Genomic DNA, 14,825 nt, shown 5'->3' on the forward strand with positions numbered 1-14,825 from the left:
GCAGGAAAATCATATTGGCGACCGTGGTCGCCGGACTGTTCGCGACCGTCGCCGGCTGCGGCGAAAAGAAAGCTGGCGCTGAAGGCGGCGCCGGCGGCGAAAAGATCCGCATTGCGATGGTGGTCAAAAGCCTGGGCAACGGCTTTTTCGACGCTGCCCACGCCGGCGCCAACGACGCTGCCAAGGAACTGAAAAACGTCGAAATCATTTATACCGGTCCCACCACGCCCAGCGCCGAAGGCCAGATCGAAATCATCAATTCGCTGATCAGCCAGAAGGTCGATGCGATCGTGATCTCGGCCAATGATCCGAACGCGCTGGTACCGATCACCAAGAAGGCCATGGCGCGCGGCATCAAGGTCGTCAGCTTCGACAGCGGCCTGGCCAAGGACGGCCGCCTGATGCAACTGAACCCGTCGAACGCGCTGCTGATCGGCGAGAAGCAGATCCAGATGGCGTCCGACGCCATCGGCGGCAAGGGGGAAATTGCCATCCTGTCCGCGTCCGCGCAGGCGACCAACCAGAATATCTGGATCGGCATCATGAAGGACACGCTGACCAAGCCCGAGTACAGCGGCATGAAGCTGGTCGCCACCGTGTACGGCGACGACCAGTCGGACAAGAGCTACCGCGAAGCGATCGGTCTGCTGCGCAGCAATCCGAACCTGAAAGCCATCATTTCCCCCACCACCGTGGGCATCAACGCCGCCAGCAAGGCAGTGGTCGATGAAAAGCTCGTCGGCAAGGTGTTCGTCACCGGCCTCGGTTTGCCGTCGGAGATGGCCGGCCACGTCAAGAGCGGCGCCGTACGCGAGTTCGCGATCTGGAACCCGATCGACCTCGGTTACGCCGTCACCTACGCCGCCTACGACTTCGTCAAAGCGGCCCCCGGCGCCAAGGCCGGTGGCAGCGTGAACGCCGGCCGCATGGGCGCCATCGCCATCGATGCCAACGGCGAAGGCGCCATGGCCGCGCCATTCGTGTACGACAAAGGGAACGTCGACAAGTTCTCCAAGATCTTCTGAGCTGGAACAGCCCCATGGATATGAATACAACCCCGGTCCTGCAACTGACCGGGATTTGCAAGCGCTTTGCCGGCATCGTCGCCCTCAACAACGTCGCCCTGTCGGTACGGGCCGGTGAAGTGATGGCGCTGATCGGCGAAAACGGCGCGGGTAAGTCCACCCTGGTCAAAACCTTGACCGGCATCTATCGTCCCGACGAGGGCACCATCGAACTGGCCGGCCAGCCGGTCAAGTTCGCCAATGCCCAGGATGCGATGAAAGCGGGCGTCACCGCCGTGCACCAGGAAACGGTGATGTTCGACGAATTGACGGTGGCGGAAAACATTTACGTGGGGCGCCAGCCCTGTCGCGGCGCTTCCGGGCGCGTCGACTGGAGCCGCATCGAGGCCGAAGCCGAGAAGCTGTTCGAACGCCTGGAAGTAGCACTGCCGGTGCGCGCTCGGGTAAAAGACCTGTCCGTGGCGCAGCGCCACTTCGTGGAAATCGCCCGCGCCCTGTCGCAAGATGCGCGCGTGGTGATTCTCGACGAGCCGACGGCGTCGCTGTCGCAGCGCGAGATCCGCGAGCTCTATCGCATCATCCGCCAGTTGCGCGACGCCGGCACTGCGGTCATCTTCATCTCGCACAAGTTCGACGAGATTTACGAAGTCGCCGACCGCTATACCGTGCTGCGCGACGGCCAGTTCATCGCCGAAGGCGCGCTGGCCGACATCACCGAGCAGGAACTGGTCGCCCTGATGGTCGGCCGTACCGTCAAGCAGGCCTATCCGAAGGCGGACGTCACGCCCGGCGAAGTGCTGCTGTCGGTGGAAAACCTGTGCCATCCTACCGAATTCGATAACGTCAGCTTCGAGCTGCGGCGCGGCGAAATTCTCGGCTTTTACGGCCTGGTAGGCGCAGGCCGCTCCGAGGTGATGCAGGCGCTGTTCGGCCTGTCCACCCAGGTGCGCGGCAATGTGCGCCTCGACGGCAAGCCGGTATGCGTGACCTGCGCCGCCGACGCCATCCGCCACGGCATCGCCTACGTGCCCGAAGACCGCCAGCACCAGGGCGCGCACCTGACGCTGCCCATCCTGCAGAACATTACCCTGCCGATCCTGTCCAAGGTCGGCTTCTTCCTGCGCGGTCGCCGCGCCGAGGAAAACAAGATCGCCCGCCACTTCGCCGAACAGCTGGAACTGAAAGCTGCATACCTGACGCAAAACGTCTCCGAACTCTCGGGCGGCAACCAGCAGAAGGTGGTACTCGGCAAATGGCTGGCCACCAACCCCAAGGTCATCATCCTCGACGAACCGACCAAGGGCATCGACATCGGCTCCAAGGCCGCCGTGCACCGCTTTATCGGTGAGCTGGTGAGCAAGGGCCTGTCCGTGATCCTGGTCTCGTCCGAGCTGCCTGAAGTGATGGGCCTGGCCGACCGCATCGTGGTCATGCACCAGGGTCGCATCGAACATACATTCAACCGTGGCGAGGCGACGCCGGAAATGATCGTCTCCGCCGCATCTGGCAACGAACTGGCGGAGGACTGCGCGTGAAAGAGATCTTGAAAATGCGCGAAACGCAGTTGGCGATTTCGATCGTGGTGCTGATCGCCCTGGTCGGTTCGCGCGCGCCGGTGTTCGTCTCGAGCTCCAGCCTGGGTAACCTGCTCACCGACAGCACCCTGTTGATCATGCTGGCGCTGGCGCAGATGCTGGTCATCGTCACCCGTGGCATCGACCTGTCGGTTGCTTCCACCCTGGCGCTGTCGGGCATGATGTCGGCGCTGCTGGCCGTGCGCTTCCCGGAACTGCCGCTGCCGGTGGTGATGCTTGTCGCCGTGGCCATCGGCCTGGTACTGGGCCTGGTCAACGGCTACCTCATCGGCTACCTGGACCTGGCGCCCATCGTGGTCACGCTGGGCACCATGAGCGTGTATCGCGGCCTGGTGTTCGTGCTGTCCGGCGGCGCCTGGGTGTCGTCGCACCAGATGCCGCCCGAGTTCATCGCGTTTCCCCTGTCGCGCTTCCTTGGCGTGACCAACCTGGTCTGGATTGCCGGGCTCACCATCCTGGTGTTCTGGTACATCGCCATGCACAGCCGCTTCGGCCGCGACCTGTACGCAGTCGGCAACGCCCCGGCCTCGGCCCGCTACGTCGGCATCCCGATCGCCAAGCGCCTGTTCTGGACCTACGGCATTTCCGGCGCTGTCGCCGGCCTGTGCGGCTACCTGTGGGTGGCGCGCTACGCGGTCGCTTACACCGAGATTGCCTACGGCTTCGAATTTACCGTGATCGCTGCCTGCGTGATCGGCGGCGTGAGCATCGCCGGCGGCAGCGGCAGCGTGGCTGGCGCGGTGCTGGGCGGCCTGTTCCTGGCTGTGATCGGCAACGCCCTGCCGGTGGTGAAAGTATCGCCATTCTGGCAAAGCGCGCTGACCGGCGTGGTGATCCTGACTGCGGTCCTGATCAATGCCCGCAACGGCAAAACCGGCGGGCGCCAGATTCTGCCCCTGCATCTGAACAAAGCTAACGCTCAAGGGAGCGCCGCGTGAATACGAGTACCGTCATGTCCACTGAAGTAAAAGATCCGGCCGCCGACAAGCCGACCGCCTCCACCTCGCGCTACATCATCGCCGACCGCCAGAACTTCCGCCTCGGCGCGGCGCTGGGCAGCTGGGAAAGCATGCTGGCGTTGCTGTTCGTGGCCGCGTTTACCATCTGCGCCATCGTCCAGCCGCACTTCCTCGACATGTACAACCTGGCCGACGGCACCTTCAACTTCAGCGAAAAGGCGATGATCGCGCTGCCGATGGCCTTGTTGATCATTTGCCGCGAGATCGACATCTCGGTGTCCGGCATCCTGGCGCTGTCGTCGGTGGCGATCGGCCTGGCGCACACCAACGGCGCCCCGCCCGAAGTGCTGCTGCCGATCGCGATTGCCACCGGCACGGCCTGCGGCTGGCTCAATGGCATCATGGTCACGCGCTACAAGCTGCCGTCGATCGTGGTTACCATTGGCACCGTGTCGCTGTTCCGCGGCCTGGCCAGCGTGGTGCTCGGCGACAAAGCCTTTACCGGCTACCCGCAGCTGATGACCGACTGGGGCCAGGGCTACTTCTTCGGCTTCATCCCGCGCGAGTTCGTGGTGCTGCTGGTGTTCGCGCTGCTGTTTGCCGGCTTCCTGCACTGCACGACCTGGGGCCGCCGCGTGTACGCGATCGGTAACAACCCGGTGGCCGCGCGCTTCTCCGGGATTCCCGTGGACAGCTACCGCCTCGGCCTGTTCATGCTGACCGGCGCCATGGCCGGCCTGGCCGCGTGGTTCCTGACCGGACGTATCGGCAGTACCCGCCCGAACATCGCCATGGGCTGGGAACTGGAAGTGATCACCATGGTGATCCTGGGTGGCGTGAGCATTGCCGGCGGCGCCGGCACCATCGGCGGCGTGCTGCTGGCGGTGCTCACCCTGGGCACCGTCACCTACGGCCTGTCGCTGGCGAACATCCCCGGCATTTACATGACCATCGTGGTCGGCATCCTGCTGCTGGTGACCATCGCCCTGCCCCGCCTGTTGCGCGGCAAGAGGATCGCCAAATGACGGCGGCCAATGACACAAACAATGACGCGACCATCGTCCTCGACATCGGCAAAACCAACGTCAAGCTGGTATTGCTGGACGCCGCCGGCGCGGTGCTGGCCGAACGGCGCAGCCCCAACACGATCTTAAACGACGGACCGTATCCGCACCACGACGTCGAGCGTATCTGGCACTGGATGCAGGACGGCATGCGCGAGTTCTCAAGCCTGGCCACCATCGGCGCCATCGTCCCGGTCACGCACGGCGCCACCGCCGCGCTGGTCGATGACGAAGGCCTGGTGCTGCCGGTGCTCGATTATGAGTTCGAACCGCCGGCCGCGCAGGCAGCGAGCTACCGCGCGCTGCGCCCGGCCTACGACACCACCAATTCGCCGCTGCTGCCCGCAGGCCTCAACCTGGGCCGCCAGCTGGCGTGGCAGGCGCAGACCTTCCCGGCCGAATTTGCGCAAGCGAACCACATCCTCATGTATCCGCAGTACTGGGCCTGGCGTTTGTCCGGTGTGGCGGCCAGCGAAGTGACGTCGCTCGGCTGCCATACCGACTTGTGGCAACCAGCGCGCCAGCAATATTCGCAACTGGTCGAACGCATGGGGTGGAATGCGCTGTTCCCGCCATTGCAGCCGGCGTGGGCTCCACTGGGGCCGTTGAAAGCGGAGCTGCTGGAGCGCACCGGCTTGCCGGCCACGTGCCGCGTGATCTGCGGCATCCATGACAGCAATGCCTCGCTGCTGCGCCACCTGGCGGCCATCGATGGCGCGCCGCAGCCGGCGGTGCTCTCCACCGGCACCTGGGTGATCGCCGCCGCGCCGGGCAAACCTTTGAGCGGCTTGCGCGAGCAGTCGGACATGCTGGCCAATACCAATGCGCTGGGCCAGGCCGTGGCCTGCATCCGCTTCATGGGCGGGCGCGAGTTCGGCGAACTGGCCGGCGCCGAGGCGCAGACCTGTACCGTGGAAGATTTGCAGCAGCTGATCGACCAGCAGACCATGGCCCTGCCCTGCTTCTCGCAGGCTGGCGGGCCGTTTGCCGGCCGCACCGGGACCATTACCGGCCCGGCACCGGCAGACGCGCGCCAGCGGTATGCGCTGGCCACGCTGTATTGCGTGCTGGTCTCGGACTACTGTCTCGAACAGCTGGGCGCCGATGGCGCCGTGGTGGTGGAAGGCAGTTACACGGGCAACCCGTGGTTCGCGCCGCTGCTCGCCGCCTTGCGGCCGGGCCAGGCCATCAGCAGCACCGATGACACCAGCGGCACCACGTGCGGCGGCTGGATGCTGCATCACTGGGGCAGTGCGCCGGCGGTGGCCAGTTCGGTGGCGGCGCCTTTGCAGTTGAATGGCTGGAGCAAGTATCGTATGAACTGGCTGGCGGCGCTGTAACTCCCGACGTAACCCGGGTCCTCGGCTCCGTCATCCTCGCGCACGCGGGGATCCATAGAACATCAGAGTGGCGCTATGGCACAAGCTTTGCCAACACTGCCCAACGGACGCATGGATCCCCGCTTTCGCGGGGATGACGCACCTGAAGCTGTCGCGGTCTCAATCCGCCACCGGCACCCCGAAGTCCGGCGTCCCATCTTTATTCCAGTGCAGCACCTGCGCCCGCGTATGGCGGTTGGTATCCTTCAGCGGCTCCCCCACGATATCGCGGAAATTACGCGCGTGGTACACCAGGATATCGGTCTTGCCATCGGGCGTGGTCGTAAACGAGTTGTGCCCCGGACCGTACTGGCTGTTCTTTTCGCTGCTGGCAAACACCGGCACTGGTGATTTTTTCCATGAGGCCGCATCAAGCAGGTTCGCTCCCACCGGCGCGGTGAGCAGGCCCAAGGCGTAGTTGGCATCGGTGGCGCTGGCCGAGTAGGTCATGAACACGCGGCCGTTCCTGACGATCACCGCCGGCGCCTCGTTGACGTCGTGTTTCACTTTTTCCCACGCATACTCGGGCTTGGACAGCAGCACCGCCGGGCCGGTGATCGACCACGGCGTATCCATCTGCGCCAGGTAGATATTGGTGGCGTGGATTTTCGTGTCCTGCCCGCGCTGGGTCCAGGCCAGGTAGCGCTTGCCGTCGAGCGCGAACGTAGTGGCGTCGAGCGCGAATGATTCCCAGCCCGTCTTCAACTGCCCCAGTTCCTTCCATTCGCCTTCCAGGGGGTTGGGCGAGGCGTTTTCCAGCACGTACAGGCGGATCTCCCAGACCGCATCGGACCGGCCGGCGGTAAAGTAGATATACCATTTACCGTCGATATGGTGCATCTCCGGGGCCCAGATGTGGGCGCCCATCTCGCCCCTGGCGTGCTTGCGCCATACCACCTTGGCTTCGGCCGCACCGAGGTCGTTGAGCGCGCGCGCGCGGCGGATTTCGATGCGGTCGTACTCGGGCACGGTGGCCGTGTAGTAGTAATAGCCGTCGCCGTGCAGCGCCACCTGCGGGTCGGCACGGTGTTTGACCAGCGGGTTGTTGAAGGTCGGTTCTGCTGCAACTGCAATGTTCTGCGCAAACGAAAAAACGGCGGCCGCGAGGGCCACCGTTTTGAGTCCGCGCGCAAATGGTACTTGCGCCATGGGTCTCCTTAGTTTTTGATCGACACGGTGAAGAAGTAACGGCGTCCCGACCAGGCCAGTTCGTTGACGCGGTACAGGTCACCGGCGTCGGTGATCTGCGATTCCTTGGTCAGGTTCTTGCCTTCGATCGAGATCGTTACGTTGTCACTGTAACGGTACTGGAACTTCGCGTCCAGGAAACCGGTCTTTTCCTGGAAGTTCGGGTTCCCGGAAACGTCGTTGGTGCCGGTGTAGAAACGGTCGCGGTAGTTATAGGCCAGGCGGGCGTTGATCTTGCCCAGGTCATACCACAGTGCGGCGTTGTAGCTGTTTTTCGACAGGCCGGCGTACGGCAGGATCGAACCGTCGAGCGGATTGATGCGTTCGGTACCCTTGGCATAGTCGTAGCTCATGCGGGTGTAGTTGACATCGCCGCCGAAGCCGCTCATCCAGCCTGGCAGGAAGGTGAACGCGGTGCGCGCGGTCAGTTCCACACCCTTGGTGGTGGCGCCTTCGCCGTTGAGGGCGGTGGTCACGTCGAAGCGGCGGCCGTCGCCCAGCAGGTCCACGTTTTTGACGACCTGTTTTTCCAGGATGTAGCTGGAGATATCCTTTTTGAACAGGCCCATGCTCAACTGGCTGTCGGCGCTCGGGTAGTACTCGAAGCTCAGGTCGGTGTTCTTGGCGCGGAACGGTTTCAGGTTAGGGTTGCCGGCCGAGCAATCGTCGGAGCCGTCGCCGCCGAAGGTCGGGTCGCCGCTGCCGATGATACAGGCGACGTTCGGTGCCAGCAGGTCGATGCGGGGACGCGACATCACTTTCGACAGGCCGAAACGCACCATGAACTGGTCCGGAATCGCCCATGCCATCAAGTTGAAGCTCGGCAGGTAGTCGTTGTACTTGCCCTTGACGGTGGAGGTGCCGTAGCTCAGATCGCGGTCCACCGAGGTGCCGGGAGCGCCGGTCGGATTCTGGATACGGACCTTGATCGATTGCGAGCCGCTGGCATCGGTCTTGGTGCCGGTGTAACGCACACCGATATTGCCCCAGATCTGGTGGCCGGCCAGTTCGGTGTCGAAGTCGGCACGGATGTAGGCGGCACGCACGCGTTCATCGACCATGTAGGCTGGCACTTGCGGGTACATCTTGCCGTCGCTGCCGATGGCGTTATAGACGTTGTTGAAGTTGAAGTTCGACGTGTCGAAGTACGGCTTGGCAGCGTTGTATACCGGCGACATCCAGCCCGACGGAATGTTCGAGATCTTGTCGTAGCCACCGAAGAAGGTGCCTGGCGACGTGCCGCGCACGGCGTTGATCAGCTCCTGCATCTTGGCAGCCGTAACGTACGTGCTCGAGTAGTTGCCGTTGATGAAGGTGTTGCTGTCCGGGCCGCGCACCGCGCCCGTGTTGTATGGATCGTAGGTGATAGTCTGGTTGATGTTGGCGCCGCGCACCGAGATATCGTCAGCCGTGCTGACCAGGTCGGCGCCGCCGCTGGCGAGGTAGCCGCCGCCGTTGTAACGCTGGGCTTCCGACTTACGCGCCTGCCCACCGGCCCACAGCTTGGTGAAGAATGGCGTGGTCAAGCGGTATTTCAGGTCCAGTTTCACCTGGTCTTCGGCGTTCTTGGTTTCGTAAGGACGGTATTGCAGTTCGGCCTTCACGTACGAGCTGGCATCGTCCGGCGAGTAACCGGCCGGGAAGTCGAAGTGCGGCAAGCCTTGCGAATCGAGCGACACTTTCAGGCCCGGCGCGTTCTGCGTCAGGACGATGCTGTTGGTCTCGTTGTGATAGGTCGAACGCGAACGTCCGGCCAGGCCGTCTACTTCCAGCGGACCATCCTTGTAGTTGAAACCGGTGGTAGCGTAGTTGGAATCGATCTTGAGCTTGAAGTCGCGCGCCGAGGTGCTGAAGGCGCCCTGGCCGCCCTGGCCTGCCACGTAGTTGCAGCTGCCGACGGTGTAACCGGTGACGTAGTGGTTTTCCACGGTCACGCCGGCTGGCGTGGTGGTGGTCGATGCCGGCAGGCAGGTACCGGCCGTGGTGGTGGTGCCGTTGGCGGCGTACACCGGTGCGCGGCCGGCATTGGCCAGGCGGTTGACGTTGGAAAAATCGGTGCCGAAGTTACGATCATTCAGGCGCTGGTCCTGGCGGTTGCCCTGGTAGCTGACGAACGCTTTCATTTCGTTGCTGACCTTGTACTGCGCGGTCAGCTCGACCGACGAACGCTTGTGGTCGCGGGTCCAGATGCCGTAGCGCGGCGTGCCTGGCGAGTAGTCGTACCATTGCTGGCTGCACGCGGTTTTCTGGGCAGCGGTCAAACCGGCAGCGGTGGCGCAACCAGCGGCGGAACCGACGGCAGCGACTGCCGGATCGAGCGAATTGACGGTTTTCTCAGGCGAGAAATCCCAGTCGCGCAGGAAGCGCCAGGTGGTGTTGCGCGAGTAATCGTTACGGGTGCGCACATCGTCGTAGACGATGTTGGCCATCACCCCCAGTTTGCCATCGAGGTACTGGTCGGCGATCAACAGGCTGCCGCGCGGCTGCACGCCGCCACGGCTGGTCGAGTGCTCGGCGGCCAGCGAGCTGGCGACCGTGAATTTCTTGAAGTCGAGCGGCTTGCGTGTGGTGATCACCACGGTGCCGCCCACGCCGCCTTCGGTCAGGTCGGCGGTGCTGCCCTTGTACACGTCGATCGAACCAATCAGTTCGGACGCCAGTTCGCGCAGCTCGGCGCCGCGACCGGCGTTGCCGTTGGTGCCCAGCACCGACATGCCGTTCACTTCCACGCGGTTCAGGTCGGGCTCAACGCCGCGGATCGAGATTTGCGAGCCCTCGCCGAAGTCGCGGGTCAGCTGCACGCCGGTGATGCGCGACAGCGCCTCGCCCACGTTTTTGTCAGGGAATTGATTGATGTCTTCGGCCACCAGCGAATCGGAGATGGTGGCGTTGCGGATCTTGCGGTCGATTGCCGAGGCCACCGATTTGCGGGTACCGACCACGGTCACCACGTTGGTCGGGGCGACGTCGGACGGCGAACGCGCAGCCTGCGCGTTGTCGGCAGTGGCGGCAGTAGCGGCAGCGTCGGCGGTTTGCGCCATGGCGGCATTGCCAGCCATGAGGGTGGCCAGTGCGGAAGCAACGGCGCTGACGATCACGCGGCGGGTGGTATTGCTGTGAGAGGCTTGGTACTGATGAGTCACTATGGTCTCCATTTGTGTCATGGCCCTCGGGTGGCCTTGGTTTTATGATCAGCTTGTGATCGCATTCTAGTTGTCACTTGCGGATAAAAATCATGAAACGCTCAAAGAATCAAAATGATGATCACTGATTGTCACCATCGAGCGACCGACTCTCCCACTTTCGCATCTGGCAACGCACCATAAAACCGCGCTACACTGGCGCAATGACACTCCCCGACACCTTCCAATCACGCACCGCTCAAGCGCTGCCCACCATCGCGCCGGCGGAACTCAAACGCATGGAACGCTTCGGCGTGCGCGCCGCGTTCGACGACGGCGCCATGCTGTTCGAAGCCGGTCGCAGCAAGTTCGGTTTGATGGTGGTGGTGCACGGCAGAATCCGCATCAGCCGCTATGACGGCCTCGGTAACAGCTCGCTTGTCACCGAGCACGGCGCCGGCGAATTTGCCGGCGAAATGAGCCAGTTGTCCGATGCGCCCACGCTGGTCAACGGCCATGCCGTGGGCCGGGTGGAAGTGCTGGTGCTCACCACAGTCGCGCTGCGCGCACTGCTGGTGGCGGAGGCCGAACTGGGCGAACGGATCGTGCGCGCTTTCATATTGCGGCGCGTCGAATTGATGGAAAGTGCGGCGTGCGGACCGGTGTTGCTATCACCCAACAATAATTCCCAAATGCACGCTCTGCGCGGCTGGCTTGCCAGCAATGGCCAGCCGCACAAGGTGCTCGACCCGCAGGCCACTGAGCAGGCACGGGCGTTGTGCGCACGCCACAACCCGCAGGCCAACGACTGGCCGCTGGTGGTGTTCCCCGATGGCAGCGTGCAGAAAAATCCGACCATCGTCGAACTGGGACGGCGCCTGGGCACCCTGCCCGCGCTCGACTCCGACCAGGTATGGGATGTGATCGTGGTGGGCGCCGGTCCGGCCGGCCTGGCCACTGCCGTGTATGCGGCGTCGGAGGGGTTGTCGGTACTGGCCCTGGAAACCCGCGCCTATGGCGGCCAGGCCGCCGCCAGCGCGCGCATCGAAAACTACCTGGGCTTCCCCACCGGCATTTCGGGCCGCGCGCTGGCCGGTCGCGCCTACGTGCAATCGAAAAAATTCGGCGTGGAGATGGCGATACCGGCGCCGGCTGGCCGGCTGCTGTGCGACGTCCGGCCGCTGGAAGTGGAAATGTGCGGCAGCCTGCAACGGCTGCGCGCGCGCAGCGTGGTGGTGGCGTGCGGTGCGCGCTACCGCCGCCCAGCCCTGGCCAACCTGTCGCGCTTCGAAGGCAAGGGCGTGTACTACTGGGCCTCGCCGCTCGAAGCCGGCTTATGCGCCGATGCCGAAGTGATCCTGGTCGGCGGCGGCAATTCGGCCGGCCAGGCCGCCGTGTACCTGTCGGCGCACGCAGCCCGCGTGCACATGCTGATCCGCCGCGACAGCCTGGTCGATACCATGTCCACCTACCTGATCGAGCGCATTGCCGCCACGCCCAACATCGTGCTGCACACGCAGTCCGAAATCGTGGAACTCGACGGCAACGACGACGAGGGCCTGACCCGGGTCAAGGTGCGCGACCGGCAGCAAGACGCTGAACACGATTACGCCATCAACCGCGTGTTCCTGTTCATCGGCGCCGATCCCAACACCGGCTGGCTCGACGACTGCGGCGTGGCGGTCGATGACAACGGGTTTATTTTGACCGGGCATGACGCGCTGGCGCGACATGATCACAATAATGATCAAAGCGGTGATCGCTCGCATGAACGGGGCCGCGACCGCCCCGTCGCCAGCCTGGAAACCAGCGTGCCCGGAGTATTTGCCATCGGCGACGTGCGCGCCGATTCCACCAAGCGGGTAGCGGCGGCCGTGGGCGAAGGCGCGGCCGTGGTGTCGCAGATTCACGGCTTTTTGGCGCGCTTGCAGGAAAAGAGCTGACGCGCGATGAACCTCGCGCTGGCGCGCATATTGCCCGAACGATAACTGCATGCTAGAGTCGGCGCATGCGCCTACCCCTTGTTCTGCTCATATTCTCGCTCGCTGCCCCGCTGCTGCAGGCAGCCGAGCGGCCCCGCATCGCGCTGGTGCTTTCCGGTGGCGGCGCGCGCGGCGGCGCCCACCTCGGCGTACTCAAGGCGCTGGAACAGCAGCGCATCCCGATCGACATCATCGTGGGCACCAGCGCCGGCGCCATCGTTGGTGCGGCATATGCCAGCGGCATGCCGCTGGCGGACATCGAGCGCGAAATGCAAACGCTCAGCACCGCCAACCTGTTCCACGACGTCGACCGGCGCGACCTCTCGGTTACCCGCAAGGCCGACAATAGCGGCAGCTACGTCGGACCGGAAATCGGCATCGGTCCGCAGGGGCTGGCCCTGCCGAAGGGCGCCGTGTCGGGCGTGGCGCTCGAAGCCGTGCTGCGGCGGCTGACTGCACGCCAGTCCACCACCAATTTCGATCACCTGCCGATTCCGTTCCGTGCCATTGCCACCGATGTCAGCGACGGCCAGATGGTGGTGCTGGCCAGCGGCAACCTGGCGCAGGCGATCCGCGCCAGCATGGCCATTCCGGCGGTGATCAACCCGGTGGAGATCGACGGTCGCCTGCTGGTCGATGGCGGCGTGGCACGCAACCTGCCGGTCGATGTGGCGCGCGCCCTGGGCGCCGACGTGGTCATCGCCGTCAACATCGGCACGCCGCTGCTGCGCCGCGACGAGATCAAGTCGGTGCTCTCGATGTCGGACCAGATGACGCGGCTGCTCACCAACACGAATGTGCGCGTCTCGCTGGCGCAGCTCGGCGACCGCGATGTGCTGATCACGCCGAACCTGGCAGCGATCCAGGCGGCGAACTTCGACATGCTGCGCGAGGCCGAGGCGCAAGGCCTGGCGGCCGGCCAGGCTGCGGCCCCTGCCCTGCAACGCTACGCGGTAGCCGAACGCGATTATGCATTGCTGGCGCAGCACCGCCACGGCGCGCCGCCGCTCAAGGGCGTGCTGCTCAAGGAGGTGCGCGTGGCGGGCGCCCGGCGCGTCCCGGCCGACTCGCTGGCCGCGATGCAGGAAACCCGCGCCGGCCAGTTGTTCGATCCGGCCCGGGCCGACCGCGACATGCGCCGACTGTACGGCAAGGGCGACTTCGAACATGTGAGCTATGCGGTCACGCTGCTGCCCGACGGCAGCCACGCACTGACCACCACGGTGACCGAAAAATCATGGGGGCCGCAATACCTCCGGCTGGGCCTGGGCGTCTCCACCGATTTCGAGGGCGACTCGTTCTTCTCGCTGCGCGCTTCGCACCGCTGGACCTGGCTCAACGCGCTGGGAGGCGAGTGGCGCAACGAACTGGAAATCGGCCACACCGACCGCCTGAGCACGGAGTGGCTGCAACCGCTCACGCCCGCCCAGCGGCTGTTTGCCAGCGCCTACCTGGGCGGCGAGCGCACCCCGCTCGACGTGTACTCGCAGGGCCAGCGCCTGCTGCGCTACCGGCGCGAGGCCATCACCGGCGGCATCGACCTGGGGGTGCCGCTGGCGCAGTGGGGCGAAGCCCGCATCGGCGTGGTGCGCGGCCACGTCAGGCTGCTGCCCGACACCAGCGTGCTGCCGCCATCGATCGTGTACCCGCGCGCCAACCTGGGCGCTTTGCGCCTGCGGCTGTCCGCCGACACACTCGACCACCTGTGGTTCCCCCGGTCCGGCGTCAAGGCAGATGCCCAGGTGTATTCGTCGCGCACGGCGCTGGGCGCCGACAGCAATTACAACAAGCTGGCGTTGTCGGGCCGCGCAGCCGTCGCCACGGGCGCGCATTCGGTGCAGGCCAACGTGGAAGTGCAGCGCCGCATGGGTGGCCGCCCCTTGCCCGACCACGAACTGATCCCGTTCGGCGGCTTCCTCAAATTATCGGGCTACCGCACGGGAGAACTGGTGGGCAACAGCCTGCACTATGGCAGCCTGATTTACAACTACCGCATCTCCGGTCCCGGCCTGCTCGACGGCGCTTACCTGGGCCTGTCGGCCGAACTGGGCCGCATGGGCGGCACGTTCGACGCGATCGACGGCGAGCAGACGGTGCGCAGCAATGCGCTGTACTTTGCCGTCGATACGCCGCTGGGACCGTTCTACCTGGGCGCCGGGCGCACGTCGCGCAACAAGACCGCGCTGTACCTGCTGATCGGCCGCCCTTAAAGGATATCGAGGCGCTGGTGCGGTTCCAGGTCGTGATAGACATCGTCCTGGTGCAGCGGGATGTACAGCTTGATGACTTTACCGCGATGGAACACGCCGCGCAGCTGGTTGCACACGTTCCATACCCGCTCGTAGGAATCGGCCACCTCGATCAGCGCCCAGGGGTTGTCTTCTATTCCTTCGCGCACCATGCGCACGTGCTTGACGTGCAGGAAGCGCGACAGCCCTTCGGTCACGCTGGTTTCACAGGCATCGCAGTGCAGGCCCGACAAGATGATTTGCACGGTAAAACTCCTTGATA

At 64.5% G+C, this 14,825-nt stretch carries 10 protein-coding genes; 7 read left to right on the plus strand and 3 right to left on the minus strand.

Annotated features, from left to right (window positions below; translation table 11 throughout):
- Nucleotides 1-14: 14 nt before the first annotated feature.
- Genes rhaS through SR858_RS12860 form a run of 5 tightly spaced genes read left to right on the plus strand, consistent with a single transcriptional unit; the run spans nucleotide 15 to nucleotide 5,983 of the window.
- A complete protein-coding gene (gene rhaS, locus SR858_RS12840; RefSeq protein WP_019921192.1) occupies nucleotides 15-1,025 on the plus strand; it encodes a rhamnose ABC transporter substrate-binding protein in 1,011 nt (336 codons plus the stop codon).
- Between the two features lie 14 nt (nucleotides 1,026-1,039).
- A complete protein-coding gene (locus SR858_RS12845) occupies nucleotides 1,040-2,560 on the plus strand; it encodes a sugar ABC transporter ATP-binding protein (RefSeq protein ID WP_019921193.1) in 1,521 nt (506 codons plus the stop codon).
- The gene (locus tag SR858_RS12850; RefSeq protein ID WP_019921194.1) at nucleotides 2,557-3,558 is read left to right on the plus strand and encodes an ABC transporter permease; all 1,002 of its coding nucleotides are present in this window, start codon (nucleotides 2,557-2,559) and stop codon (nucleotides 3,556-3,558) included. The genes SR858_RS12845 and SR858_RS12850 overlap by 4 nt, the downstream gene beginning before the upstream one ends.
- 14 nt (nucleotides 3,559-3,572) lie before the next feature.
- Nucleotides 3,573-4,604, plus strand: coding sequence for an ABC transporter permease (locus SR858_RS12855; protein WP_019921195.1), 1,032 nt, complete (start codon nucleotides 3,573-3,575; stop codon nucleotides 4,602-4,604).
- On the plus strand, nucleotides 4,601-5,983 hold the full coding sequence (locus SR858_RS12860) for an FGGY-family carbohydrate kinase (RefSeq protein ID WP_019921196.1): 1,383 nt from the start codon (nucleotides 4,601-4,603) through the stop codon (nucleotides 5,981-5,983). Before SR858_RS12855 ends, SR858_RS12860 begins: the two co-directional genes overlap by 4 nt.
- A 159-nt stretch (nucleotides 5,984-6,142) precedes the next feature.
- Here the strand turns inward: SR858_RS12860 and SR858_RS12865 are convergent, their stop codons facing one another.
- Together SR858_RS12865 and SR858_RS12870 are read right to left on the minus strand one after the other, a co-directional pair.
- Nucleotides 6,143-7,171: a glycoside hydrolase family 43 protein gene (locus SR858_RS12865; protein WP_019921197.1), complete on the minus strand. Its 1,029-nt coding sequence runs from the start codon at nucleotides 7,169-7,171 to the stop codon at nucleotides 6,143-6,145.
- An 8-nt stretch (nucleotides 7,172-7,179) separates the two neighbouring features.
- Nucleotides 7,180-10,353: a TonB-dependent receptor gene (locus SR858_RS12870; RefSeq protein ID WP_019921198.1), complete on the minus strand. Its 3,174-nt coding sequence runs from the start codon at nucleotides 10,351-10,353 to the stop codon at nucleotides 7,180-7,182.
- A 203-nt stretch (nucleotides 10,354-10,556) separates the two neighbouring features.
- Between SR858_RS12870 and SR858_RS12875 the strand changes: the two genes are divergently transcribed.
- Together SR858_RS12875 and SR858_RS12880 are read left to right on the plus strand one after the other, a co-directional pair.
- Nucleotides 10,557-12,275 (plus strand): FAD-dependent oxidoreductase, encoded by a 1,719-nt coding sequence (locus SR858_RS12875; RefSeq protein ID WP_019921199.1) that lies wholly within the window; start codon nucleotides 10,557-10,559, stop codon nucleotides 12,273-12,275.
- A 65-nt stretch (nucleotides 12,276-12,340) separates the two neighbouring features.
- Complete coding sequence (locus SR858_RS12880) at nucleotides 12,341-14,524, plus strand: patatin-like phospholipase family protein (RefSeq protein WP_019921200.1); 2,184 nt, start codon at nucleotides 12,341-12,343, stop codon at nucleotides 14,522-14,524.
- On the opposite strand, the gene SR858_RS12885 is transcribed toward SR858_RS12880, so the two are convergent.
- Entirely contained in the window at nucleotides 14,521-14,808 is a 288-nt protein-coding gene (locus SR858_RS12885; RefSeq protein ID WP_019921201.1) for a hypothetical protein, read from the minus strand. The genes SR858_RS12880 and SR858_RS12885 overlap by 4 nt on opposite strands.
- Between the last annotated feature and the right edge of the window lie 17 nt (nucleotides 14,809-14,825).

Source organism: Duganella zoogloeoides (assembly GCF_034479515.1).
Taxonomy (GTDB): Bacteria; Pseudomonadota; Gammaproteobacteria; order Burkholderiales; family Burkholderiaceae_D; genus Rugamonas; species Rugamonas zoogloeoides.